Annotated in this window: 20 protein-coding genes and 1 tRNA gene; 11 read left to right on the top strand and 10 right to left on the bottom strand. The window is 38.3% G+C overall.

What is annotated here, in order from left to right:
* The 3 genes from QNJ50_RS07775 to QNJ50_RS07765 all read left to right on the top strand — a co-directional run.
* Positions 1 to 1,584 (top strand): CHAT domain-containing tetratricopeptide repeat protein (locus QNJ50_RS07775; RefSeq protein ID WP_300633780.1); only part of this gene is annotated, 1,584 nt, incomplete at its 5' end.
* A gap of 196 nt (positions 1,585 to 1,780) precedes the next feature.
* Positions 1,781 to 2,572 (top strand): hypothetical protein, encoded by a 792-nt coding sequence (locus QNJ50_RS07770; RefSeq protein WP_300633779.1) that lies wholly within the window; start codon positions 1,781 to 1,783, stop codon positions 2,570 to 2,572.
* Positions 2,573 to 2,702: 130 nt separating this feature from the next.
* Positions 2,703 to 5,153 (top strand): CHAT domain-containing tetratricopeptide repeat protein, encoded by a 2,451-nt coding sequence (locus QNJ50_RS07765; protein WP_300633778.1) that lies wholly within the window; start codon positions 2,703 to 2,705, stop codon positions 5,151 to 5,153.
* Between the two features lie 252 nt (positions 5,154 to 5,405).
* Here the strand turns inward: QNJ50_RS07765 and QNJ50_RS07760 are convergent.
* A tRNA-Val gene (locus QNJ50_RS07760) sits at positions 5,406 to 5,479 on the bottom strand.
* Between the two features lie 204 nt (positions 5,480 to 5,683).
* Here QNJ50_RS07760 and QNJ50_RS07755 point away from each other — a divergent pair.
* Positions 5,684 to 6,460, top strand: a complete 777-nt coding sequence (locus tag QNJ50_RS07755; protein ID WP_300633776.1) for an SDR family oxidoreductase — start codon at positions 5,684 to 5,686, stop codon at positions 6,458 to 6,460.
* A 270-nt stretch (positions 6,461 to 6,730) separates the two neighbouring features.
* Here QNJ50_RS07755 and QNJ50_RS07750 read toward each other — a convergent pair whose 3' ends face one another.
* The 8 genes from QNJ50_RS07750 to QNJ50_RS07715 all read right to left on the bottom strand — a co-directional run bounded on the left by QNJ50_RS07750 (position 6,731) and on the right by QNJ50_RS07715 (position 14,602).
* Positions 6,731 to 7,510, bottom strand: coding sequence for a photosystem II S4 domain protein (locus QNJ50_RS07750; protein WP_300633784.1), 780 nt, complete (start codon positions 7,508 to 7,510; stop codon positions 6,731 to 6,733).
* A gap of 633 nt (positions 7,511 to 8,143) precedes the next feature.
* Positions 8,144 to 8,800, bottom strand: coding sequence for a SprT family zinc-dependent metalloprotease (locus QNJ50_RS07745; protein ID WP_300633774.1), 657 nt, complete (start codon positions 8,798 to 8,800; stop codon positions 8,144 to 8,146).
* A 241-nt stretch (positions 8,801 to 9,041) separates the two neighbouring features.
* Complete coding sequence (locus tag QNJ50_RS07740; protein WP_300633773.1) at positions 9,042 to 9,179, bottom strand: hypothetical protein; 138 nt, start codon at positions 9,177 to 9,179, stop codon at positions 9,042 to 9,044.
* A gap of 14 nt (positions 9,180 to 9,193) precedes the next feature.
* Complete coding sequence (locus tag QNJ50_RS07735; RefSeq protein ID WP_300633771.1) at positions 9,194 to 9,898, bottom strand: protein-L-isoaspartate(D-aspartate) O-methyltransferase; 705 nt, start codon at positions 9,896 to 9,898, stop codon at positions 9,194 to 9,196.
* 214 nt (positions 9,899 to 10,112) lie between these two features.
* Positions 10,113 to 10,316, bottom strand: a complete 204-nt coding sequence (locus tag QNJ50_RS07730) for a hypothetical protein (protein ID WP_300633770.1) — start codon at positions 10,314 to 10,316, stop codon at positions 10,113 to 10,115.
* 178 nt (positions 10,317 to 10,494) lie between these two features.
* Complete coding sequence (locus QNJ50_RS07725; protein WP_300633768.1) at positions 10,495 to 10,986, bottom strand: hypothetical protein; 492 nt, start codon at positions 10,984 to 10,986, stop codon at positions 10,495 to 10,497.
* 239 nt (positions 10,987 to 11,225) lie between these two features.
* Positions 11,226 to 12,461: an NAD(P)/FAD-dependent oxidoreductase gene (locus QNJ50_RS07720; protein WP_300633766.1), complete on the bottom strand. Its 1,236-nt coding sequence runs from the start codon at positions 12,459 to 12,461 to the stop codon at positions 11,226 to 11,228.
* A 359-nt stretch (positions 12,462 to 12,820) separates the two neighbouring features.
* A complete protein-coding gene (locus QNJ50_RS07715; protein ID WP_300633764.1) occupies positions 12,821 to 14,602 on the bottom strand; it encodes a M61 family metallopeptidase in 1,782 nt (593 codons plus the stop codon).
* Between the two features lie 164 nt (positions 14,603 to 14,766).
* Between QNJ50_RS07715 and QNJ50_RS07710 the strand changes: the two genes are divergently transcribed.
* From QNJ50_RS07710 to QNJ50_RS07680, 7 genes are all read left to right on the top strand, one after another.
* Entirely contained in the window at positions 14,767 to 15,345 is a 579-nt protein-coding gene (locus QNJ50_RS07710) for a carboxymuconolactone decarboxylase family protein (RefSeq protein WP_300633762.1), read from the top strand.
* A 229-nt stretch (positions 15,346 to 15,574) separates the two neighbouring features.
* The gene (locus QNJ50_RS07705) at positions 15,575 to 16,459 is read left to right on the top strand and encodes an RNA polymerase sigma-70 factor (protein WP_300633761.1); all 885 of its coding nucleotides are present in this window, start codon (positions 15,575 to 15,577) and stop codon (positions 16,457 to 16,459) included.
* 350 nt (positions 16,460 to 16,809) lie between these two features.
* Complete coding sequence (locus QNJ50_RS07700) at positions 16,810 to 17,412, top strand: VWA domain-containing protein (RefSeq protein ID WP_300633760.1); 603 nt, start codon at positions 16,810 to 16,812, stop codon at positions 17,410 to 17,412.
* 61 nt (positions 17,413 to 17,473) lie between these two features.
* Positions 17,474 to 18,079, top strand: coding sequence for a VWA domain-containing protein (locus QNJ50_RS07695; RefSeq protein WP_300633759.1), 606 nt, complete (start codon positions 17,474 to 17,476; stop codon positions 18,077 to 18,079).
* Positions 18,080 to 18,114: 35 nt separating this feature from the next.
* A complete protein-coding gene (locus QNJ50_RS07690; protein ID WP_300633758.1) occupies positions 18,115 to 18,585 on the top strand; it encodes a hypothetical protein in 471 nt (156 codons plus the stop codon).
* Between the two features lie 706 nt (positions 18,586 to 19,291).
* Positions 19,292 to 21,655 carry a peroxidase family protein gene (locus QNJ50_RS07685; protein WP_300633757.1) on the top strand — a complete coding sequence of 788 codons (2,364 nt, stop codon included), beginning with the start codon at positions 19,292 to 19,294 and terminating at the stop codon, positions 21,653 to 21,655.
* A gap of 272 nt (positions 21,656 to 21,927) precedes the next feature.
* Complete coding sequence (locus tag QNJ50_RS07680) at positions 21,928 to 22,785, top strand: 2OG-Fe(II) oxygenase (RefSeq protein WP_300633756.1); 858 nt, start codon at positions 21,928 to 21,930, stop codon at positions 22,783 to 22,785.
* A gap of 331 nt (positions 22,786 to 23,116) precedes the next feature.
* On the opposite strand, the gene QNJ50_RS07675 is transcribed toward QNJ50_RS07680, so the two are convergent.
* Positions 23,117 to 23,527, bottom strand: coding sequence for a universal stress protein (locus QNJ50_RS07675; protein WP_300633755.1), 411 nt, complete (start codon positions 23,525 to 23,527; stop codon positions 23,117 to 23,119).
* Positions 23,528 to 23,552: the final 25 nt, after the last annotated feature.

Genomic DNA, 23,552 nt, shown 5'->3' with positions numbered 1-23,552 from the left:
AATCTGGGAAACACTTACTACCGTTTGGGGGATTACCCCAAAGCTATTCAATACCATCACCAATCTTTAGCTATCTCAAAGAAAATCGGTAATCCTTTGGGTCAAGCTAATTCTCTGAATAATCTGGGATTTGCTCATAAGCAATTGAAACAGTATGAAACTGCAGAAAAAAACTTCCGCCAAGCAATTCTGATTTGGGAAGATATTCGCTCATATTTACGTCACAAAGATGATAACTTTAAAATTTCCATCTTTGAAGAACAAGCACGAACCTACCGTCTTCTACAAGAAGTCCTCGTTGCTCAAAAACAACCCCAACAAGCTCTAGTAATTTCCGAACAAGGACGAAACCGTGCTTTGGTAGAAATCTTATGGCGACGAATAAATCAGAAGCCAGAAGGAAAACTGATTCCACCTGCTCCAAATCTTGCACAAATTCAACAAGTTGCTCGCAAACAAAATGCAACCCTAGTTGAATATTCCATTGTTTTCGATCATCAACTTTATATCTGGGTGGTTCCACCTCACGGTGAAATTCAATTCCGCCCTGTTCCTCTTCCCAAAGATATTTCTCTTCAAGAACTGGTAAAAATCACTAGGGAAAATCAGCTTGATATCAGAGGACGTGGTAACGATCATTCCCCTACAAAACAAAATCATTCTCAAGACAACTCTACCAACCGCTTAAAACAACTCCATCAAATCCTAATAAAACCCATTGCTGACTTGTTACCCCAAGATGAAGAACAACGAGTGATTTTCATTCCCCATCAAGAACTATTTTTAGTTCCCTTCGTCGCTCTCCAAGATGAAAAAGGTAAATATCTGATTGAAAAGCATACTATCCTCACCGCACCTTCCATTCAAGCATTGAGTTTGACCGAACCAAAACAACAAGCACAGCAAAAACAAAACACACCTACTCTTCCTCGCGGTAAAGAAGCTTTGATTGTCGGTAATCCTACTATGCCTAAAGGAGGAGTCGGGAAAGAATTACAACCACTTCCTCAACTACCTGGTGCAGAAAAAGAAGCGAACAATATTGCTCGAAAGCTTAGCACAAAAGCTCTTATTGGCGACCAAGCAACAGAATCAACTATCGTACAAAAAATGGCATCTGCAAAGCTGATTCATCTTGCTACTCATGGTTTATTTGATGGTACCAATGCTATTGGTTCTCCTGGTGCGATTGCTCTCACTCCCTCCGGTAAAGATGATGGTTTCCTCACTACAGTGGAAATTATGGAACGTTTTGGCTTACCTAACCAACAAAAGTTACAGGCTGAATTAGTTGTATTGAGTGCTTGTGATACAGGTAGGGGCGATATCAAAGGGGAAGGAGTTGTTGGTTTATCCCGTGCTTTTATGGCTTCCGGCGTCCCCACTCTAGTAGTATCTCTGTGGAAAGTTCCCGATGCTCAAACCGCTACTTTGATGAATCATTTTTATACTAATATCTACACACACGATATGGATAAAGCTAAGGCGATGCGGGAAGCCATGTTAACAATGATTCGGGATAACGATGGCGACCCCTATCCGAGAAATTGGGCGGCTTTTACCGTGATTGGGAAAGCAGAATGATTGAAATCCACAAATCATAAGTTAAGAATTAAAAGGCTTTTACATGAAGTTTGTGTTCTGCAAACAGGCAACTAAGCGTATCGCTTCAGTCTGATAACCAGAATATCAAAATTAATCCCCAAAAAAATGCATAGGGTCTGGTTTTTCAAAGATATATAAGGGTGATAAAGTTTTTTGCTAATTTTCACGAGAACAAATGATGACAAAACTGACAAATCCTAAGTCTGCACTGCGGATATTTTTTACCATGGTGGTGTTTATTTCATCTGCATTACCACTCCAAGCTGCCACCAAAACGAATTTTCTCACCCCAGAAAAACAAATCATACGCAAAGATGGTAATCGTCAATTACTTGCCTTATCTTGGGGCGATATCTGGAGGGAACTGCGACGCAAAAAAGGTCAGAAGGGCTCGCGATCGCCAAAACAACCAACTCTGTGTATGATTACTCCTGGCAAACTCCAAGACCCAGATGATAAGAAAGAAACTCTATTAGTTTGGGGTACTAAACCGGTGTTTTTATGGCAAGGTGAAATCAAGGGTATAGAAGTACGCCATATTCGCAGCAATAAATTGATGTGGTCTGAAAATCTTGAATCTAAGACTAACAGCATTGTTTATCAGGGAAAAACATTAGAACCAGGTCAAGCATATTCTTGGGGAGAAACCGAGCCACTTTCTGAAAAGGATATTCCCAATAAGCAATCATTTCGGATTATGAAGACTGAAGAGCGCGATCGCATTTCTGAGGAATTAAAGCAGCTCGAAAGCAAATTGAAAGCTAAAGGTGTAAAGGGAGAAAAAATTGTTTTAGCGCGAATTGAATACTTTGCAGACAAAGAACTGTGGTCAGATGTGTTTCGGGAAATGTATGCGGTAGAAAATCCTTCCCCCGAGTTGAAAGCGCAGATCGAGCAAATCGAAAGTCATGATTTCTGCACTCCTGATAAGGATGGGAACAAAGTTAGCTTGGTGTCTGGGGATTAGGAATTTATATAGTTACACAAATATTTCACAAGCAAGTAATCAATTTTCGGTTTCTGGGTCGTTCGAGCTTTTCCAAAAGCCGATTTCTGCACCTCAAATATAGAAAATTTCTCAGATTTGGATAACTTTCATGAATATAAACTGGAATAAATATTTTCTCTTAGCCCTAATTACCGCATCACTAAGCATTTCTGAATCTTGGGGAGTTAATTTAAAGCTGAAATTTTTAGATTCCACCGCAGTTGCTCAAACAGTAAATGACCGTAAAGCAGAAGCTAACAGATTATTAAAGCAAGGTTGGAAACAGTTTAATATCAGTCAATTTAAACAAGCATTGAAATCTTGGGAGGATTCATTAGCTATTTATCGAGAAATTGGAAATCGCAAAGGTATTGCTAATTCTCTGATGAATTTGGGAACTGTTCACAGTGATTTGGGGAAGTACCACAAAGCAATTCAATACCACCAACAATCTTTAGCTATCTCAAAGAGAATTAGAAACCGTTTGGGTGAAGCTCAATCTCTGACCAATCTGGGACTTGCTTACCATCGTTTGGGGAATTACCGCAAAGCAATTCAATACCACCAACAATCTTTAGCAATTGATAAGGAAATCGATAATCCTTTGGTTCAAGCTAATTCTTTACTCAATCTGGGAATGCCTTACTATAGCTTGGGGGATTACCGCAAAGCAATTCAATACCAAGAGCAATCTTTAGCTATTTTTAAGGAAATCGGTAATCCTTCGGGTCAAGCTAATTCTCTGATGAATCTGGGAATTGCATACTATCGTTTGGGGAATTACCGCAAAGCAATTCAATACCAAGAGCAATCTTTAGCTATCTTTAAGGAAATCGGTAATCCTTTGGGTCAAGCTAAATCTCAGCTCAATCTGGGACTTGCTCACCATAGCTTGGGGGATTACCGCAAAGCAATTCAATACCAAGAGCAATCTTTAGCTATTTTTAAAGAAATCGGTAATCCTTTGGGTCAATCTCAATCTCTGAATAATCTGGGAAATGCTTACTACCGTTTGGGGGATGACCGCAAAGCGATTCGATACTACCAGCAATCTTTAGCTATCGATAAGGAAATCGTTAATCCTTTTGGTCAAGCTGTTTCTCTGAACAATCTAGGAGATATTTATAGGGAATTAAAACAGTATGAAAACGCAGAAAAAAACTTCCGCCAAGCAATTGCGATTTGGGAAAACATCCGTTCATACTTAGGTAACCAAGATACCAATAAAGTAAATATTTTTGACACACAAGCTGTAACTTACCGTCTACAACAACAAGTCCAGGTTGCTCAAAAGAAACCCTATCAAGCTTTAATCACTGCTGAACGGGGAAGAACCCGCGCTTTAGTAGAAATATTAATCAAGAGCAGAAATCCTCAATTAAAGGAAAATATCATTCCCCCTGCTCCAAATCTTGCACAAATTCAACAAGTTGCTCGCAAACAAAATGCAACCCTAGTTGAATATTCAGTAACCCCAGATGAAATTTATGTTTGGGTGATTCCACCTCAGGGAAAAATTCAATTCCGTACTGTTCCTCTTCCCAAAAATATTTCTCTTCAAGAACTGGTAAAAATCACTCGGAAAAACCAGCTTGATGTCAGAGGACGTGGTAGCGATAATTCCCCTAGGAAAAAAGATAATTCTCAAGACGACTCGACCAACCGCTTAAAACAACTCCATCAACTCCTGATAAAACCCATTGCTGACTTGTTACCCCAAGATGAACAACAACGAGTGATTTTCATTCCCCATCAAGAATTATTTTTAGTTCCCTTCGTTGCACTCCAAGACGAAAAAGATAAATACCTGATTGAAAAACATACTATCCTCACTGCACCTTCCATTCAAGCACTGAGTTTGACCCAACCAAAGCAACAAGCACAGCAAAAACAAAACACACCTACTCTTCCTCGCGGTAAAGAAGCTTTGATTGTCGGTAATCCTACCATGCCTAAAGGAGGAGTCGGGAAAGAATTAGAACCACTTACTCAACTACCTGGTGCAGAGAAAGAAGCAAACAATATTGCTCAAATGCTTGGTACAAAAGCTCTAATTGGTGACCAAGCAACAGAATCAGCAATCGTACAAAAAATGGCATCTGCGAAACTGATTCACCTTGCTACCCACGGTTTACTTGATGATACTAATGCTGTTGGTTCTGCTGGTGCTATTGCTCTTACTCCTTCCGGTAAAGAAGATGGTTTCCTCACTACTGTGGAAATTATGGAACGTTTTGGTTTACCGAACCAACAAAAGTTACAAGCTGAATTAGTAGTCCTGAGTGCTTGTGATACCGGTAAGGGTGATATCAAAGGAGAAGGAGTTGTTGGTTTATCCCGTGCTTTTATGGCTGCTGGCGTTCCCACTTTAGTTGTTTCCCTGTGGAAAGTTCCCGACGGTCAAACCGCAACTTTGATGAATCATTTTTATACCAACATTGACGAAAAGAAATTTGATAAAGCTAAAGCAATGCGGGAAGCGATGTTAACCATGATTCGGGATGGCGACCCCGATCCAAGAAATTGGGCTGCTTTTACTGTGATTGGGAAAGCTGAGTGATTGAAGTCCGCAAGTCAACCTACTAAACCTCTTTACTCTTGTTCGGGTTGCGCGATCAAAGTAATATCAGTCCCGGTTACACCGGAATGATATTACTTCCTAGGCTGGTAGTTTGATAAGATGTGGTAACATACAAGAATATTAATTGTGACAACAATTTGTTAACAGTTGACACTAATGTGTTAACAGTGAAATTAATTAGTTAACATACAGGAATTTCCTAATTAAATAGATATACTTCACTCTAGAAAATGGACGTAACTGGATTCGAACCAGTGACCTCTACGATGTCAACGTAGCGCTCTAACCAACTGAGCTATACGTCCGCGACTTGCAAATAATAGCACGACTTATCCTCTGAAGCAAATACCCATAAAAATTTTATTCTCAAAATTCATTTTAGAAACTTGATTCTCAGAACTTTACATTCACTGAGACACGAGATAAATTAAGTCTCTGGATAATTTCTTGCAGATATCGACTCTAGAGAAGTTAATATTTTGTAATAAACACTTTCTAAAATATTGAAAATGCCTACAACTTTAATTACTGGTGCATCCGGTGGTATTGGTGAAGCTTTTGCTCGAGAACTTGCAGCAAAAAAAGAGAATTTGATTATTGTTGCTCGTTCTGAGGAAAAACTCAATAAACTGGCTTTTCAATTGCAAGAACAGCATAAAATCCAAGTGGAGGTTATAGTCAAAGACTTAACTGCACCATCAGCGACCCAAGAGCTATTTGAAACTGTTCAATCGAAAGGGATAGCCGTAGATACCTTAATTAATAATGCAGGTTTTGGAGATTATGGTGAATTTGCTCAGACAGATGGAGAAAGACAAATCAAAATGGTGCAGCTTAATATTATTGCACTAATGGATTTAACCCATAAATTTCTCCCTCAAATGCAGCAGCGTCGTTCAGGAAATATCATTAATGTTTCTTCGATCGCTGGATTTCAACCAATACCATACCTATCAGTTTATGCAGCAACGAAAGCATTCGTACTAAGTTTTAGCGAATCACTTTGGGCTGAAAATCGTCAGTATGGAGTGCGCGTAATTGTAGTTTGTCCCGGTCCTACAGAAACAAACTTTTTTGAAGAAGCTAATTTCCCTAGTTCCTTTACAGGTAAAACCAGTAAGGTTTCTACCCCAGAAGAAGTTGTAAGTAACACCCTCAAAGCTTTAAAAGAAGATAAATCCACAGTTGTAAGTGCAGGAGCCCTCGGTAAAATCATAGTAAATATGCCAAGATTTCTACCTCGGGAAACCTTGGTTAATATTTTGGAAAAACAGTTTAAAGCGTAAGGAGTCAGAAGTCAGGACAGACCGCGCCTACGGCGTTAACGTAAGTGGGGCGTAAGCACAGCAGAAGTCAGGACAGACCGCGCCTACGGCGTTAACGTAAGTGGGGCGTAAGCACAGCAGGAGTCAGGAGTTAGGAGTCAGGAGTTAGGAGTCAGAATTTTGATTATTGTCTGTCCCCATTACCCATTACCCATTACCCATTACTCATTACCCATTACTCATTACTCATTACTCATTACTCATTACTCATTACTCATTACCAATCCCCTATCAAACATACTTCGTCATCTGCACGCGGTAACGTTGTTTTTTCGTAACTGCAATATCTCCTATTTCTAATCTCCCTTTACCGCGTATAGCAATCAAATCGCCGGATTTGATCGTAGAACTTGCTTGAGATATTTCTTTCCAGTTAACCCGTACATCTCCACCTGAGATTAGATCGACCATCTTACTGCGGGACATTCCAAAACCCGCAGATGCAACAGCATCTAATCGTAAAGATGCTTCCACAGTAGTCATTTCTTTTTTCTTTGGTTGACGAATTTTTAATTCACTCAAGTCTATACGTTGGGTTTTGACAGGAACTGAACGTACTTGAGTCAAATTCATTTCTAGAAACTCTACCATTTCTGGCACAACTATTGCTTGTGCTCCACGTTCCCCCAAAACAATAATATCTCCCGTTTTTTCCCGGACTATTCCGGTTCCCAACATTGAACCTAAAAAGTCGCGGTGGGTTGCTGTATCAAACAGAAAATTACCCGCAATATCCAATACTGCAACTTCAACTTGAGATTGGTCTAATGGTAGATCGGAACGTGCGATCGCAACTCTACAGCGTTCAGCTTGGGGATATCCACCCCAAATAGCTAATTCTACATCAGTTAAACGTTGAAAAATTTCTCGTATTTCTGCCAATTCTGGTGGTGAGAGAAAATCAGTTAAAACTATTTCCCAGGTTTTTATTGCTTGCTCGGCTTGGTCAACTACACGAGCTACAGTTTCTCGATTTTCAACACCTTTTAACAATTCTTCTCTTGGCAACATTACGGGAAAATATTTAATTATCAATGATTGGTTCTTCTCGATTTTAGCGTTCGTATTCTCAAAATTTACATTTTGATGATTGGGTTTTTGTTTACTGCTATCTCCTATTGCTCCCTGGTACCCACAGTGCTGCACTTTAGCTACTAGTCTTAAAGATCTAACTAGTTTCTCGCTTTCTCCAAGGATGATTTAGTACACGATAGAGATAAAAATACCCCAACAGTTTGTCGGGGAAATTAGGAATATTTGCACAAGAACGCGTATATATAAAGAGTATCTGGTTTACAAATTAAATTGTTGCCATTTTGGCAACTATCAATGTGTTATCAACCTATAAACAGTTTTTTGATTTTAATTGTAGTTATGTAAAGCTTATAAATATGCTTTTTGTAAGGGTTTGAAGGATTTAAAGGATAGTATTAAGTTACAATTCTAATGCTGTACTGACTCACAAATAGAAATTTTCGTTACAAGTAATTGACAAATATAATCTTATACCTCTGACTATTTCACCATTTACTTTAATTCAGATAGGATTAATTTATATATCCTACTTTGGAATTCTTCTTACACCATCTTCATTTTTTGGTTGTTTAGTTTATATGAGATTATCTAAATCTGATGTTTTCCTTATTAGTTAATCCAATATCTTCCATTTTTCTTCAACCATATTTTGGCCTCTTTGTATTTAGGGTATATACTTTCTACGACTTCCCAAAAGGCAGGTGAATGATTCATCTCTTTTAGATGAGATACTTCATGAGCAATAACATAGTCAATAATAAATGTAGGAGTTTTTATTAAAGATAAATTGAAATTGAGATTCTTTTTAGATGAGCAAGAGCCCCATCTACTTTTAAGTTTTTTAATCCTAATTGTATTAACTTCTACTTGAAGTTTCTGACTAAACAAAATGATTTTTGGTCTGATGTAGGTGCTTAACTCTTTTTCGTATAATCTATCGAACTCAAAAAAATTATTATTAAATAATATAGTTTTATTATTATCTTGGATGAGATAATCATTTACATTGCTATCAGTTCTTAAATTAAATTGGCTACCTTTGAGCCAGATTTGATTAGTAGTATTTTGGTATAAATTGTTATTTTGTAGCTTTTTGCTCTCCCAATTCTTTAGCTTTTTATCGATCCAAGATTCTTTTTCTTTGATTAAATTATGAATCACCTCTTTTGGAGTTCTTTGGGGTGCTCTGATAGTTAGACCTTCTTGATTAATCTCTAAAGCAATAGTTTTCCTTGCGGAGTATATGATTTTGTAGTTCAAAAGCATCAGTTTATGGAATAGAGATTTATTTGGTTGTAAGTTATCTTAGAAGATTTCACTTCATTTCATGATTAAAATTGATTACCAATAGTGACGATCAGGTGACTGAGTTATTCAAGCCATTATTTTGTTTAGCAGGATTGTGATGTTATTACCAGTAATGGCGCACCGGAATGCGCCCTTACAAGTAATGTATTTTTTATTTGAAGTTTTTATTTGAAAGTTTCTTAATTCCCGGTTCCTTCTTTCAAAAAGCTGTAAATTGCTGAAAAATATTCTTGTCCTTGATAAACTCCAGATACCGTTCCTTAGCTTGTTGTTGCAGTAGACTTCTAGCTCGTAATTCCTTTCTAATTAACAACCATTCAGCTAATTTTCTTCCCAAACGAACACTACCTACTATTGAAGGAATTTTCTTCTCATCGGTACGAAACGAACCGGGATGGTTTTTTCACTAAGGGTACCATTTTGGGTTTTGGTCAAGACAAATATTTCTTGATTGCTCTTACCTACTGGAATTACCATCTTTCCATTAATTGCTAGTTGTTCGATTAAGGGCTTGGGTATACTTTCTGGAGCGGCAGTAACAATAATTGCATCATAAGGAGCATTTTCTACCCAACCTTGATATCCATCACCAGTTTTAACTTGGATATTCTGGTAACCTAACCTGCTTAGGGTTCGACGCGCTTTAATAGCTAGCTGCGGAATAATCTCGATGGAATAGACTTCTTTGGCGATCTCGCCTAATACCGCTGCTTGATATCCACTACCAGTTCCGATTTCTAACACCTTATCACTGGGAGAAATTTCTCCAGCTTCAGTCATGTAAGCAACAATATAAGGTTGAGAGATCGTCTGATTGTGACCGATCGGTAAAGGACTATCACTGTAGGCTAAATCCCTCAAAGATGAATCAACAAATTCATGGCGAGGCACTTTGGATATTGCTGCCAAAACTCGTTTATCCTTTATACCACGATTACGAAGCTGATATTTCACCATTTGCCTACGCTTCCAGTCAAATTTATCTATTGCAGCATAGGACTTGTTTATCTCAAGTCCATGGGGGTTGGAAGAGAATTCAAGTGCATAGCTAGACATGTAGGTAAGTAAAAAACAAAAACACAATAAAAAACTAGCCATAAATTTCCGAGGTCTTCTAGAAGTGTTGATATAGCCTTGTAGAAGTGTTGATATAGCTTTAAATTAAGATTCTGAATTCATCGGGACTTACACACGGATCGCGTATTTACGTCATTACGACGCTAGAAAGTAATCTCCAATCCTTATTTCGGCTAACCCCTACTATCCTGAATCATTGGAGGACTCTTGAATGGATTTTCTCCTCAGTATTTTCAATTAAACTCTGTGCCATCCCAATAGCCAGTAAGATTAAATCTTGTTCTTTTTGTCCCCTAGCCATTTCATCGCTGAAGGTAGGATAAATATGGGGATTCGCAATCATACCAGCTAGTAATTGGGTTGCGATTTGTTTTACTTCAATTGTTTTGGCATCCATAATTTACCAAACCCTTCCATTTGGAAAGAACCTTATTTTCAGATTAAGCAAAAAATTTGGGGAAATTGTGAGGGTTTAATAATTTGATAAATGTTATGGTCAGTCCCTAAGAGCAACCTGCATCAATCTTGAAATTTAGCCTGAACTGAACGATATTAGCTCTTATTCGAGATATGACTTAAATTTCTTTAGTCCAGGGTTCTCCTTGTTGTGGTATTCCAAAACCCGGTAGTTGAAAAAACTGACCTATTTTCTGAATATGGTAACTTACCATGCCCACACTACCAATCTCCATCTTCATATTCCCAAAAATTTGGGATTCCCAAGGTTGAGTGTTTCCTTCAATTTTGTCCCATAGACGTTTTTTCTCAAATCCAGACTCTAACAAACGAACAATTTTTCCATTCTCGAAATGAGAAAAACTAACTGAATCATACACTGTATAAGCAGCCAGACCCATCACTTGTCTGTTGGGAAATATTTTTGACACCTTGTAAGCATAATCAGATACGTTTTCTGGTTCTTCCACATATAATTGAATCCAAGGTGATTCACGGTGATACCGAACTATAAATAGGTAACCAACTTGAATGAGTATTTGAGAAATCTCATCTACTTTTTCAATCAATCCTTCATCAAAGGACAGATATATTGCTCCAAATTTTGCCATAATTACTTAAATCTGACCGCTAATATCGAGAAAAATTCCACAGTTGAAAATTTTATTTTTTGTTTCTGCCAAAATTCTCGTTGTTTTGATTTACAATCCCTAGAGTAAGCAGGTCATCAATTCCCAATCCCCAGTCGCCAGAGGCTCTCTCCACCGACGCTGCACCGCAGGCTCTATGACGACTGGCTTGTCGCGCACGCTCTAGCTATAGCTACCTTCGGATCCGCTAACTCTAATCCCTAATTCCCCATTCCCAAACCTGCTAAATAACCAGTAGTCCAAGCACTTTGAAAGTTAAAACCTCCGGTGACACCGTCTATATCTAAAATTTCCCCCGCAAAGTGCAAACCTGGAACTAATTTACTTTCCATGGTTTTAAAATCTACTTCTTTGAGATGAACGCCTCCACAGGTTACAAATTCTTCTTTGAATACACCTTTACCACTAATAGAATATCTTCCTTGGGTAATTTCTTGAACCAATTTATTCAGATGTTTTTTAGATAATTCCGCCCAACGGTCTTCTGCAGAGATCCCAACACGACTAACCATATATTGCCAAAGACGATGGGGTAGATCTACTCCTCGATGTAATGCGATCGCTCGCTTTCCCCATTCATCTTTTACCGCTAAGATTTGTTGTCGTACTTGTTCCTGCTTGAGGTCGGGTAACCAATTGATTTGTAAACTACCTTGATAATTATTTGAGTGTAGTATCCTTGCACCCCAAGCGGAAAGCTTGAGGACAGCAGGACCGCTTACACCCCAGTGAGTAATCAATATTGGACCAGTTTGTTCGAGATGGGGATTTTCTGGAACAGTTAAACGTACGCGCACCGACTTAACGCTAACACCAGATAATTCTTGAAATTCTGGATCTCGAATATTAAAGGTAAATAATGAGGGTACTGGTTGTTTAATTTTATGACCCAAAGACCTTGCGATTTTATAACCTGAGGGATTACTACCAGTTGCTAATAAGACAGAGTAGCATTGTAATTTTTCTTCCGACTTCAGGGTAATTTCAAACCCCCCATCTTTTCCCGTAGGTGAAACGAAGTTTACAGCTTCACCGGTGCGAACTTCTACTCCTGCAAAATGTGCAGCTTTACTCAGACAGTCAATAATAGTTTCTGAATTGTCCGTGATGGGAAACATTCGCCCATCCTTTTCTGTTTTGAGTTTGACACCGTGTTTAGTAAACCAATCTACTGTATCTTTTGCTTGAAAGCGACTAAAAGCACCAATTAAAGCTTTACCACCCCTAGGATAATTTTGCACTAATTCTTTTGCTTCAAAGCAAGCATGGGTTACATTACAGCGTCCACCACCAGAAATACGAACTTTGGAAAGTGTTTGGCGACTACCCTCGAGTAATATTACCTTTGCATGGGGATAAGTTCTCGCTGCAGTAATTGCACCAAAAAATCCCGCAGCACCACCACCCACAACAACTATTTTTTGCTTATTTATCATCTGTATTTGTCATTAATCACTTATTACTGTGTGAGTAAAACGCGCCTTGCAATACCAAAGGTATACTATTGACTAACATCATGCAGGTTGCGCTTACGCGTTTGGACGCACTACGTGTTAGTACACGCCTTCCGGCGGGCGGGCGAACGGCTAAGCCGCGTCAACAAACACCGTAGGTGCGTCTTTCGCCGCCAACTGCTAGGCGCTAAAATACTTATTACTGTGCGCAATACCTATAGCTTCGCTACCTACGGATCCGGTACGCTTACGCTAGCTACGCGCCCCGCAATACCTTACGGTACGCTTGCGCTAGGCGCTAACATTACTCATTACTCATTACTCAAATCTCCAAGCAATTATCAAATATCTCCCAACGGTTTACCCAACCATCCAACAAAATTTTCTTGCTGAGTAGGAGATGGCTTTTCTACTACTTTGAGGTAATGCTTGTTAGGACGTGGAGAATCCAAAGTAACAGGGAAACTACGCAGTTCATCTTGATGGAATACTGTAACTTGAATCGTGTCTCCTGCTTGATAATCTTTGAGGCGATCGCTTAATTGGGATGCTGTTACTTTCAGCCCATCAATCGCAAGTAATTCATCTTTGGCGTCAATTCCTGCTTGCTGTGCTGGCGATAGGGCTTCAACAAATTTAATAACTTCCCGTCCATTTTCGCTATTAACCCGAATACCTAAATAAGGTTCTTCTGGTAAATCTTCAACTAAATGTAAACCAAAAGGTTCTAGATATTCATTGAATGGTAAGTCTTCGGTATTATGGACGTAACGTTGGAAAAAGTCATGTAATTGAGTATCTGCAACTGACTCGATAACTTGTTGCAATTCTTCCGGGGTAAAGCCAATTTCTGATTTACCAAATTTTTCCCACATTTGCACCATCACATCATCAAAGGAACGCTTATTTTTGTGACGTTCCCGAATTAGTAGATCTAATAATAAGGATATGAGTTCTCCTTTTAAATAATAGGAAATCTGCGAATTGCCACTGTTAGCGTCTTGACGGTAAAGTTTAATCCAAGCATCAAAACTTGATTCGGAAACCGGTTGAACCCGACGTCCTGGAGTTTGTTCGTATCTTGTGATTTCTTTATTTAAATTCTTGATGTAAGTTTTAACATCATAAATCTCTGCTCGGTAAGGAATTAACAGATCGTAGTAACTAGTTGCTCCCTCACAAAACCATAGGGAAGGTGTGTAATTTTCTCCATCGTAATCAAAAACTTCTAAAACCTTAGGACGAATCCGCTTAACATTCCACAGGTGGAAAAACTCATGTGCGGCTAATTGCATAAACCGTTCGTATTTCTCGCGATCGCGAAAACCAAAACGGGGATAAATTAAGCAACAACTATTTTTATGTTCTAAACCACCGTAAGCTTGGGCAAATAAATGTAAGAAAAAAACATATCGATCGTAAGGTAACCCACCGAACATTTTTGCTTCGACATCAATAATCTTTTGCAAGTCGGCGATTACTGGTTCTACTTTTAAGTTTCCCGAACCCCAAATTGCAAACTCATGGGGTTTACCCAAAGCTTCAAAATGATGTACTTGGTGGGTTCCAATTTCAAATGGGCTATCTACAACAGTGTCATAATCAGCAGCAAGGAAAGTATTTTTCTCCCCCGCAACCGGCGGTAATCCCGTAGTGACTCGCCATTGGGGGGCTGGCGGAATGATAGTAATTTTGACTGTTTGCTTATCTAGTCCTGGAATCCGGAACAATGTTGCTGCGCCGTTAAAATAACCGTGGGAAGCATCTAAATGATTTGTGCGAACTGTAAGTTCGTTGGCAAAAATACTGTATTTAACTGTTATTTGAGCAACATTTTCTGTTTCTACTTGCCAATGATTTTTGCTAACTTTTCGCCAGGTTAGGGGTTCTTCGCCACTGAAAGCTTCAAAATCCTGGAGATGTTTGGCATATTCCCTTACTAAGTAAGAACCTGGAGTCCATACAGGTAATTTTAAATCTAATAGTGGGGATGAATAATTGCTAACTTGCAGGGTAACCTCAAATAAATGATTTTGAGGTTGAGGCATTGCTACTTGATATTCTATTTTAACTTGGGCAGGGGAAATTTCACTGTTGAGAAGAGGCGCTGTAACTTGGGTCATCTTTGTTTCAGATTTAGGTTACCTTCGTTAAGAGTCAAGGGTTAATTAACAGAAAACTCATAACTTATAAATCCTAACGGTTTGTTAAACCGAAAGAGGCGAGCATACGTACTATAGTCTATACGCATTGAGTACAAATGCCATACTTCAGTGGCAATTTATATATGATCTATCTATCAGTTGTCACAACAGATAATACTATCTCGTCTTTATTTGTAAATACTTCCCATGTTTTCTCAGGAGGTTTACAAATGCAACCCAGAATGGAATTTGAAGTTGACTCTGCTGCATATGGAGCAATGCTTCAATTAGAAAAATATGTCCGAGGTTGTGGTATTGATGCGAAATTATTGGAACTGATTAAAATTCGCGCATCTCAAATTAATGGTTGTGCTTTCTGTATTGACATGCACACCAAAGATGCCAGACTATACGGTGAAACAGAACAGCGAATTTATGCCCTTAGTGCGTGGCGGGAAACTCCGTTTTTTACAGCAGAAGAACGAGCAGTTCTTAATTTTACAGAAGCCGTGACCATGATTTCAGCTGACCATATTTCAGATGAAATTTACGATGATGTGTGTCGTTATTTTACTCAGGATGAAGTTGCTAATATACTGATGGCAATCATTACAATTAATGCTTGGAATCGCATTGCTATTACAACCCGAGTAGTTCCGGGAAGTTATGAACCTCAAAAATTGCAAAATAGCAAAGATTCCGAAACTTTATCTGTGAATTAATACTTTAGATTATTGGATTAGATACTTTTGGATCCATTCAAAATACCAGTTTAGACCCCATTAATTTTTCCGGGTATTTACTTAGTCTTCTCTAGAGGACTTTTACTATTAGACAGGGACTTGCAGTCTTTGGCGGATTAGATATACACCCGGAACAATTAATTTCGCAAAGTACTAATTTACTCCTTAAATGTTCTAGTATGCAAGAAAGGTGAATCAACAGAAAAAGATGAATCATCTTGAAAGCTTTAACCAGTATCGTCCTTTGCTACTTGCCATTGCCTATCGCATGTTAGGTACATTAACTGATGCTGAAGACATGGTGCAAGAAACATTTCTGCGCTGGCAACAAACAGGGGGAGAGACGGTAAAATCAGCTAAAAGCTATTTGTCAACGATTACTACACGTCTCTGCATTGACCACCTGCGTTCAGCCCGTGTGCAACGAGAACAATATGTAGGACCGTGGTTACCGGAACCTATTCTAACTAAGCAAAGGGATGACCCGGCGTTTCAAGTGGAATTAGCTGATTCACTTTCGATAGCGTTTTTAGTCATCTTGGAACGCTTATCGCCAATTGAAAGAGCTGTCTTTCTTCTACGGGAGATTTTTGAATATGACTATGACGAAATTGCTCGGATAGTGGATAAAAGTCCAGCTAACTGTCGCCAAATTTTGCGGCGTTCGCGTCAGCACATAGCAGCTCAACGTCCTCGTTTTCCTGTTTCCCATCAGCAACAGGAGCAAATCACAGAAAAATTCTTAGAGGCTTTGCATCAAAGTAATTTGCAAGATTTAGTAGTACTTTTAGCAAAAGACGTTACCTATTGGTCGGATGGTGGTGGACAAGTTCCTGCAACCCTGAAACCGTTACATGGAGCAATGAAAGTAACTCGATTTCTACTCGCGCTGCGCCGCAAATGGCTTTCAAAAGCAGTTTTTCGTGCGATCGAGATTAATGGACAACCTGGCGCGATCGCTTTTCTTAATGGTGAAATTCACAGCGTCACCACATTCGAAATTATAGATGGTTACATTAAATCTATTTACAGCGTCAGGAATCCAGAGAAATTAGAACGATTTTATCAAACTGACGGCTATCGTTGGTATTAATAATTAATTAGTACATTTATATTTTCCTCTTATCTGCAGTAAAGAAATCAAAGATATCTGATTTCAGGTAAATTTGCTGGGAAGTTTTCAAGTTTCCTTCCGAAATATATTACGAGCGAACTGTATAAATATATGTGTACACAGTACATGTAAACTTATACATACTTTTTTTGAGTAAAATCCTATTGAATATTATTAAAATCCTATCGAACATAATAATAAAAATAGGTCTCATCTCACAGCAGACTCGATAGTGTTAACAATAAAATTTGATTTCTGAATGGTTCTCACTTTTAATAACCAAACGTTACACTATACGCACACAGAAATATTTAGTAGAAAAACAAGCAATGCAAGAACGGGACTATACATTAATCTTAGATAAAAGTGGAAGCATGTCCATTTCTGATGGAACAGATGGAAGAACAAGATGGGAAATCGTTCAGGAATCTACTTTAGCATTAGCGAGGAAATGCGAACAACTTGACCCTGATGGTATTACCGTATACGTATTTTCAGGCAAATTTAAACGTTACGATGATGTCACCTCAGCAAAAGTATCACAGATATTTCTAGAAAATGACCCAATGGGAAGAACTAACTTAGCAGCAGTTCTTCAAGATGCAACTGAAAATTACTTTAGACGCAAAGCTGCTGGAGAAGCAAAACCAAACGGAGAAACAATTTTAGTGATTACTGACGGCGAACCTGATGATCGCAAAGCTGTATTTGAGACCATCATCAATGCATCTCGTCAGATGGAACGGGATGAAGAGTTAGCAATTTCTCTAATTCAAGTTGGTAATGATCGCGAAGCAACGCAGTTCCTCAAAGCTTTAGATGATCGAATGCAAACTGTTGGAGCAAAATTTGATATTTGCGATACAGTTACCCTTGAAGACATGGAAGATATGAGTATCGTCGAAATATTAACTAATGCAATAGTTGATTAATCTGTATATCTACTACTAATTTATTTTTAGTTTATTCAATAATCATTAAGAACATACAACTATGCTGGAAAATCGCGATTACACCTTAATTATTGATAAAAGTGGCAGCATGGCTACCCCAGACCAAAAAGGTGGTAGAACAAGATGGTTCGCAGCACAGGAATCTACCTTCGCTTTAGCTAGTAAATGCGAACAATTTGACCCTGATGGTATTACTGTATACGTCTTTTCTGGGAAGTTTAGACGTTATGAAAATGTCACTTCTAGCAAAGTAAATCAAGTTTTTCAAGAAAATGATCCTTCTGGGACTACAGATTTAGCCGCTGTATTAAAAGATGCGACTGACAATTATTTTGAGCGTAAAGCCGCAGGTCAAATTAAACCGAATGGAGAAATCATTTTAGTCATTACTGATGGCGAACCAGATGATCGCAAAGAAGTAATGAAGGTAATTATTGAAGCTTCACGTCGCATGGAAAGGGATGAAGAACTGGGAATTTCTTTTATTCAAGTTGGAAAAGATCCCCACGCAAGTCGCTTTTTAAAAGTATTAGATGATGAATTAGAAGGTGCCGGTGCGAAATTTGACATTTGTGATACCATTACTATGGGTGAAATGGAAGATACTAGCCTCAAAGAAGTATTGCTAAACGCCATTATTGATTGAATATATTGAACCAGAACAACTGGAATAGATAAGTAATGGAACCCATCGAGAAGCTTTTGGCTGAGCTTAAAAGTGAATACAATCGCACTTCATCACCCACAGAAGAGAATGAAGATACTGATGAGTGTCAAAAGCTTCAGTCAAAAACAATTCGAGGGACATCAAAATTTGCAAGCTCACACATTACGAAACAATCGCCTATTTCTCCTGATTTTGACCAAAGTGATCCGATGGATCGTTTGTTATCAGATGTTAAAGCTGATTTTGAGCAACAAGATTTAGAACGAAATTTGCAGATACAGCGAGAATTGGAACAACAGCATCTCGAACGGGAAGAGTTCCAAGCAAAACAGCAAGAACTGCTTCAAAAACGCGCACAAGACTGGCTTTCTAAATTAGATCCTCTATCCTATGAAGGTCTTTGGTTTGAAAAATTTGCTCAAGGATATTCATCAAAATTAGCTGCAGCTATAGAATATTTACAAGCGGAACAGGAAAATACATAGGTTGACCGCCGAATACAAATAAAACCTGTATTTCTTTTTGTATTAGTTTTTATCCACAGAACATACCAAAAAACACAGGTATTTAAATTTCCTAAAAATTAACACTTATAAAAATAAGGGGTGAAACCCCTTGTCTTAATAATGATATAATTTGATAAACAAATGCACCCTGATGAACTGGAGAGCTACTTAGCTAGCTCTCTATTTTATATTTATTTTTATTTACCTAATCTTAATTTAATTTTAATGTTGCAGTTTGTCAAGAGGGGTGTCACCCCTTGATAATGTGCTATATTATTTTCAGTAGATGCACCCTGATGATCTGGAGAGCTGCTCAAGTAGCTCTCTCTTTTTTTATTGGTATAGCGTGACCTAATTAGGTTAGGACATCGGTTATGGTTTTTATCTTATTCCAGTATGTTACGGCAAATATTTTAAGATAAGCATCCCCTCAAACAAAGCTGAATTCCTGATTTTAGAAATAATTTTGTATCTTCAATACCCATTGGTGTGTTTAGTTGTGTGCTTATTTTATTATTTAAACCTAGATTTAGTAATGAAAAGTGCTTGTATGTCATATGTATGAAGATTTATATGTTAAATTCAATAACTAGATGCATTTAAGTACTTTTTATACTTCCCTTCATACCTAAAATTGATAAGATCGATAGAGAAAGTAATGTAAATTTTTATAAACCATACAATAATGTCAATCCTGTCACGAGACCCATTTGCTGACGGTAGTTTGGTTGTGGGAGATGGAGGAATTTCTACTCGAACGATTGACGGTTCTAACAATAATTTAGGGCAACCTGAATTGGGAGCAACTAGCACTCCATTTATTCGCTTGGCTCCTGCAGAGTTTGAAGATGGGCTTTCCTCACCTGCTGGATTAGCTTCAGATGCTGAGGGTAATCAATTTATTGGTGCAGATGGAAATTTAGTCACTCGTCAACCAATCCCAATATTTACGGAAACAGAAAAAAATAGGTTAATAAGTTTAGGGTTAACTGTTGTTGATAATACGGAAAAATTAAGTAATGTACCTGATGCACCTTTTATATGGCTAGAACCCTCCGACCGTCCTAGCGCGCGTGTTATCAGTAATACTTTATCCTCATTGGAAGAAGGAGAATCTCTTCCTAACCCGGATGGTTTAAGTGCATTAAATTGGGCTTTTGGTCAGTTTGTTAATCACGATAATAATTTAGCTCGGGTAAGTGAAGTTAATTTTCCCATTGATATCCCCGAAGATGACGTTAATTTTCCACCTCAAACTCCACCTTTACCAACTATCTCTCGCCAAGAAGATGGTGGTTTACAGTTTGAATTTCCCAGGAATTCGATTACAGATGGTACCGGAGTAGTTCTTGATGATGGAACTGTAATTCCAGCAGAAGCACCCAATGATTTGACTCACTGGCTCGATCTTTCAGCTGTTTATGGTTCTAATGATGAATTTGCTACAGCCGTTCGTGCTTTTAAATCAGGTAAATTAAAGGTTTTTTCTGAAGAAACCTGGGCTGTTAACGATGATTTGCTACCTGCAGATGAACAAAACATCACCCGTGGTGGATTTTTCCAAGGCGTAGGTTTTCTTGCTGGTGACGATCGGGTGAGCGAACAAGATGGATTAGTTTCCCAACATACTTTATGGGTCAGAAATCATAATCGTTTGGCTGTAGAATTATCCAGATACCATTCTGACTGGACTGATGAGCAAATTTTTGAACGCGCTCGTCAAATCAATATTGCCCAATATCAGAAGGTTGTCATGTATGAATGGCTACCTTTACAAATAGGCAATGTCATAGATGCTTATACCGGTTACGATTCAACTGTATCTCCCCAAGTAAGCGACGAATTTAATGCTGCAGGTTTACGTCTCGGTCACAGCCAAACAGGTAATAAAATAGAGAGCATTGATGCTGATGGTAATGTTACTGTTTTACCTTTGTTGACTACATTTGGTGCGCCAAATATCAATACAGGAAGTGACGTTGACGGTATTTTACGCGGTAACACCTATACCCTTGAAGAAGAAGTCGATACTAATGTAGTTTTTGACTTGCGTAATGCTTTATTTCCTCCTGCTGGTGTGGGCTTTGATTTGTATTCTGCAAACATGCAACGGGGACGCGACCGAGGTTTAGCTGACTATAACCAAGTGCGGGCTAGTTTTGGTTTAGAAAGAGTAACTAGCTTTGATGAGATTACCTCTGATCCTCAATTAGCAAAATCTCTGGAAACTCTTTATAAAAGTGTAGAAGACATAGACTTATTAGTTGGATTATTTGCAGAAGATCGAGTTGCTCCATCTGGTGCAGGGGAGACCATCCAAGCAATTTTAGCCGACCAATTTGAGCGTTCCCGAGCATCAGATCGTTTTTGGTATGAAAGACCGATTTCTGAAGGTGGTTTCTTTACTCCAGAAGAAATTGCAGAAATTGAACAAACTACTTTTGGCGATATTATCAAGCTCAATAGTGAAATTGCTCATCTTGTAGATGATGTTTTCTTTACTCCTTCAGAAAATAATAATATTGATGATGGGCTTTTAGATTTAACCGGCTTTACCGGACAAGCTCAAGTAACTATTAGTAGAGAAGCTGCGTTTAATAACTCAGTCGGCTTTTATGTTGTCACAGATCGCGAAGGAACAATTATCGACTCTGTTACTGGTGAAACTTGGACACCCGAACAAGGTGCAGATTATGCTCGAGTTGCGATCGCTAACAGTATTGCGAATTTTCAAGTAGAAGACAATCTCAGTTCTGCGAACTTTAATTTTGATTTACCAGTAGGAAGTTTCTTAGCTCCATATCTAATTCAAAATGGAGACATTGATGATTTTGAAAATGGTCGAACAGAAGCATTCTTTGCTTTTGATGCGGCTAATAGCGATGGAACACATCATGTCCTAGAACTCGGTAATGGTAGTAATGATACTTTCAAATTTGCTTTTGAGGATTTGAATAGTTCTGGAAGTGGAGGTAGCGATCAGTCCATAGGACATGCGCAAAGCGATCGCGATTTCAACGACATGGTGATGCAAATTACTCTCACTTAGTAGTAAATCCGGTCATCAATCTAACTAATATTCTAGATGTACAGTCGGGTTAAATTCCCAGGTTGGACTTTGTTTGTCTAAAGGGTTAACAGCAAAAAAGCGCGACTACAAACAAAAAATTCCTAAATAAAAGTTCCCAAATGTTCAAATGTTCCCTTTTAATGCTTGTGACTTGAGGAATATTTCTTATTCGTTAAGTCTGAGACTCGAATGGTTCTGACTTTTGCTGATTCTGAAAATTTTTCTTTATTCACCTTCAAATAAAGTCTTATATGAACTCAAATAATAACCAACAAAACTCAGGTAACGAGCCTCAAAAAGCACTAGTAAGAGTATCACAAAGCCTACAACTAACAGATCTACTCGATCTATTAGAAAGCAAATATCTTGCACTTAGGATTCCTAACTACTACCCCCAAAAAGAAGCAGAAGAAATTAGCCAAGAACTGATTAAACAAAAAAGTCTAGAGCGTTATGACAGAGCACCAGATGTGGGAGTACAGAGAACTGCAATTACTTTCTTTGAAACTAGTTGTTGCGTGGAAATGCTCCAGCGCTATTACAAACATGCTCAAGTTTCGATCCAAACTCTGCGACAAGCTTGTTTTCCTAATCTATCACCCCTCGATAAGCTCAAACTTGAATTAGAAGAGATGTGGGTTGCAGGTGCTCACATTGAGAATATCCATGACAAAACGATGTTAGCGGGAATCGGACGCGTATTTGAAGATAATTTTGAATTACCACCCCACCAAGATATTTTTGCGCGAGATATCTCGGATTCAGGAATTCCTCCAACTCGTCCCTTCGAAAATTTGACTGCTCAGTTATCTGCAAATATCTATCTTCAAATTCCTGAATCGGGTGGTGAATTAGAAGTTTGGGAATTAAAACCATCTACCTTCAAGCAAGAAGAAATTCGCGATCAAGACTATAAGTATGAAGGTATTATTGACCGTAATATTCTTCCCAGACCAACTCTACTAATTAAGCCAGAAAAAGGCGAATTAATTTTATTTGATTCTGGAAGAGTCCACGCTGTTCGTTCCTGTCAAGGTGGACCTCGAGTTTCTATGTCCATGTTTATTGGATACCGCACTCAAGGTAAACCTTTGACATACTGGAGCTAGTTGCATCAGTTGTAGTAACCAATAAACTAGCATCATAGGTTTCTGGTTCGATTTTTTATACTGTAAAGACGTAGCGTTGCTACGTCTTGATCAAATAAATATCAAAAGTTATTTGCTTTGTACTTTCGTTATCTTCTTCAGCTTCAAAGAGAAAATAAAACAAAAAACAAAAACAAATAACAAAATCAAAATATCATTTGGCTATGTAGTTATCAATAAAATCCACATATTTTTTACTCCTGATTAACATAAGAGGTAACTTGCTGGGTAGATTAGATATAACTTGTTATGCCAAAACCGATTTCAAGCTCAGCAATAAATTAAATTTTTATTACGGGACAATCAAAACCGGACAAGGAGAAAGATTAATGACGCGGTTAGTAACACTGTCATTTGCTCCTTCTTCAGTAAGTCCTAGTCCGCGACACCCCATAACAATTAGATTTGCATTAACTTCATCAGCAACGTCGCAAATAGTAAATGCTGGTTTCCCTTGTTTTTCAATAACTTGGACCTCGATCCCTTGCTTTGAAAAAATTTCTTCAACATTTTCTAAAAGTTTTGCAACAGCTGTTGGTGACTTCATTGGATTTTCCTCCTCAGACGAATCAGAGGAAATTTCTTCCACCACAGATAGTAGTATTAAGCGGCTTTCGTACTGTTTTACAACATCAATTGCTACCTCCGCAGCATTGCGTGCTTCTTGACTTTGATCGACTGGAAATAAAACTGTCTTGAACATGGCATTCACCTCTGCCCCCCTGAGT

Origin of the sequence: Mastigocoleus sp. MO_188.B34 (assembly GCF_030065675.1) — a bacterium.
In the GTDB taxonomy this organism is placed as follows: Bacteria; Cyanobacteriota; Cyanobacteriia; order Cyanobacteriales; family Nostocaceae; genus Mastigocoleus.
Note: the sequence above shows the minus strand (reverse complement) of the source record. Positions and strands in the feature narration are given on the sequence as shown.

Bases quoted from the DNA above. Each gene is read 5' to 3' on its own strand.
- QNJ50_RS07770 (WP_300633779.1), top strand. From the start codon at position 1,781: ATGATGACAAAACTGACAAATCCTAAGTCTGCACTGCGGATATTTTTT.
- QNJ50_RS07765 (WP_300633778.1), top strand. From the start codon at position 2,703: ATGAATATAAACTGGAATAAATATTTTCTCTTAGCCCTAATTACCGCA.
- QNJ50_RS07755 (WP_300633776.1), top strand. From the start codon at position 5,684: ATGCCTACAACTTTAATTACTGGTGCATCCGGTGGTATTGGTGAAGCT.
- QNJ50_RS07750 (WP_300633784.1), bottom strand. From the start codon at position 7,510: ATGTTGCCAAGAGAAGAATTGTTAAAAGGTGTTGAAAATCGAGAAACT.
- QNJ50_RS07745 (WP_300633774.1), bottom strand. From the start codon at position 8,800: ATGCTTTTGAACTACAAAATCATATACTCCGCAAGGAAAACTATTGCT.
- QNJ50_RS07735 (WP_300633771.1), bottom strand. From the start codon at position 9,898: ATGTCTAGCTATGCACTTGAATTCTCTTCCAACCCCCATGGACTTGAG.
- QNJ50_RS07730 (WP_300633770.1), bottom strand. From the start codon at position 10,316: ATGGATGCCAAAACAATTGAAGTAAAACAAATCGCAACCCAATTACTA.
- QNJ50_RS07725 (WP_300633768.1), bottom strand. From the start codon at position 10,986: ATGGCAAAATTTGGAGCAATATATCTGTCCTTTGATGAAGGATTGATT.
- QNJ50_RS07720 (WP_300633766.1), bottom strand. From the start codon at position 12,461: ATGATAAATAAGCAAAAAATAGTTGTTGTGGGTGGTGGTGCTGCGGGA.
- QNJ50_RS07715 (WP_300633764.1), bottom strand. From the start codon at position 14,602: ATGACCCAAGTTACAGCGCCTCTTCTCAACAGTGAAATTTCCCCTGCC.
- QNJ50_RS07710 (WP_300633762.1), top strand. From the start codon at position 14,767: ATGATCTATCTATCAGTTGTCACAACAGATAATACTATCTCGTCTTTA.
- QNJ50_RS07705 (WP_300633761.1), top strand. From the start codon at position 15,575: ATGAATCATCTTGAAAGCTTTAACCAGTATCGTCCTTTGCTACTTGCC.
- QNJ50_RS07700 (WP_300633760.1), top strand. From the start codon at position 16,810: ATGCAAGAACGGGACTATACATTAATCTTAGATAAAAGTGGAAGCATG.
- QNJ50_RS07695 (WP_300633759.1), top strand. From the start codon at position 17,474: ATGCTGGAAAATCGCGATTACACCTTAATTATTGATAAAAGTGGCAGC.
- QNJ50_RS07690 (WP_300633758.1), top strand. From the start codon at position 18,115: ATGGAACCCATCGAGAAGCTTTTGGCTGAGCTTAAAAGTGAATACAAT.
- QNJ50_RS07685 (WP_300633757.1), top strand. From the start codon at position 19,292: ATGTCAATCCTGTCACGAGACCCATTTGCTGACGGTAGTTTGGTTGTG.
- QNJ50_RS07680 (WP_300633756.1), top strand. From the start codon at position 21,928: ATGAACTCAAATAATAACCAACAAAACTCAGGTAACGAGCCTCAAAAA.
- QNJ50_RS07675 (WP_300633755.1), bottom strand. From the start codon at position 23,527: ATGTTCAAGACAGTTTTATTTCCAGTCGATCAAAGTCAAGAAGCACGC.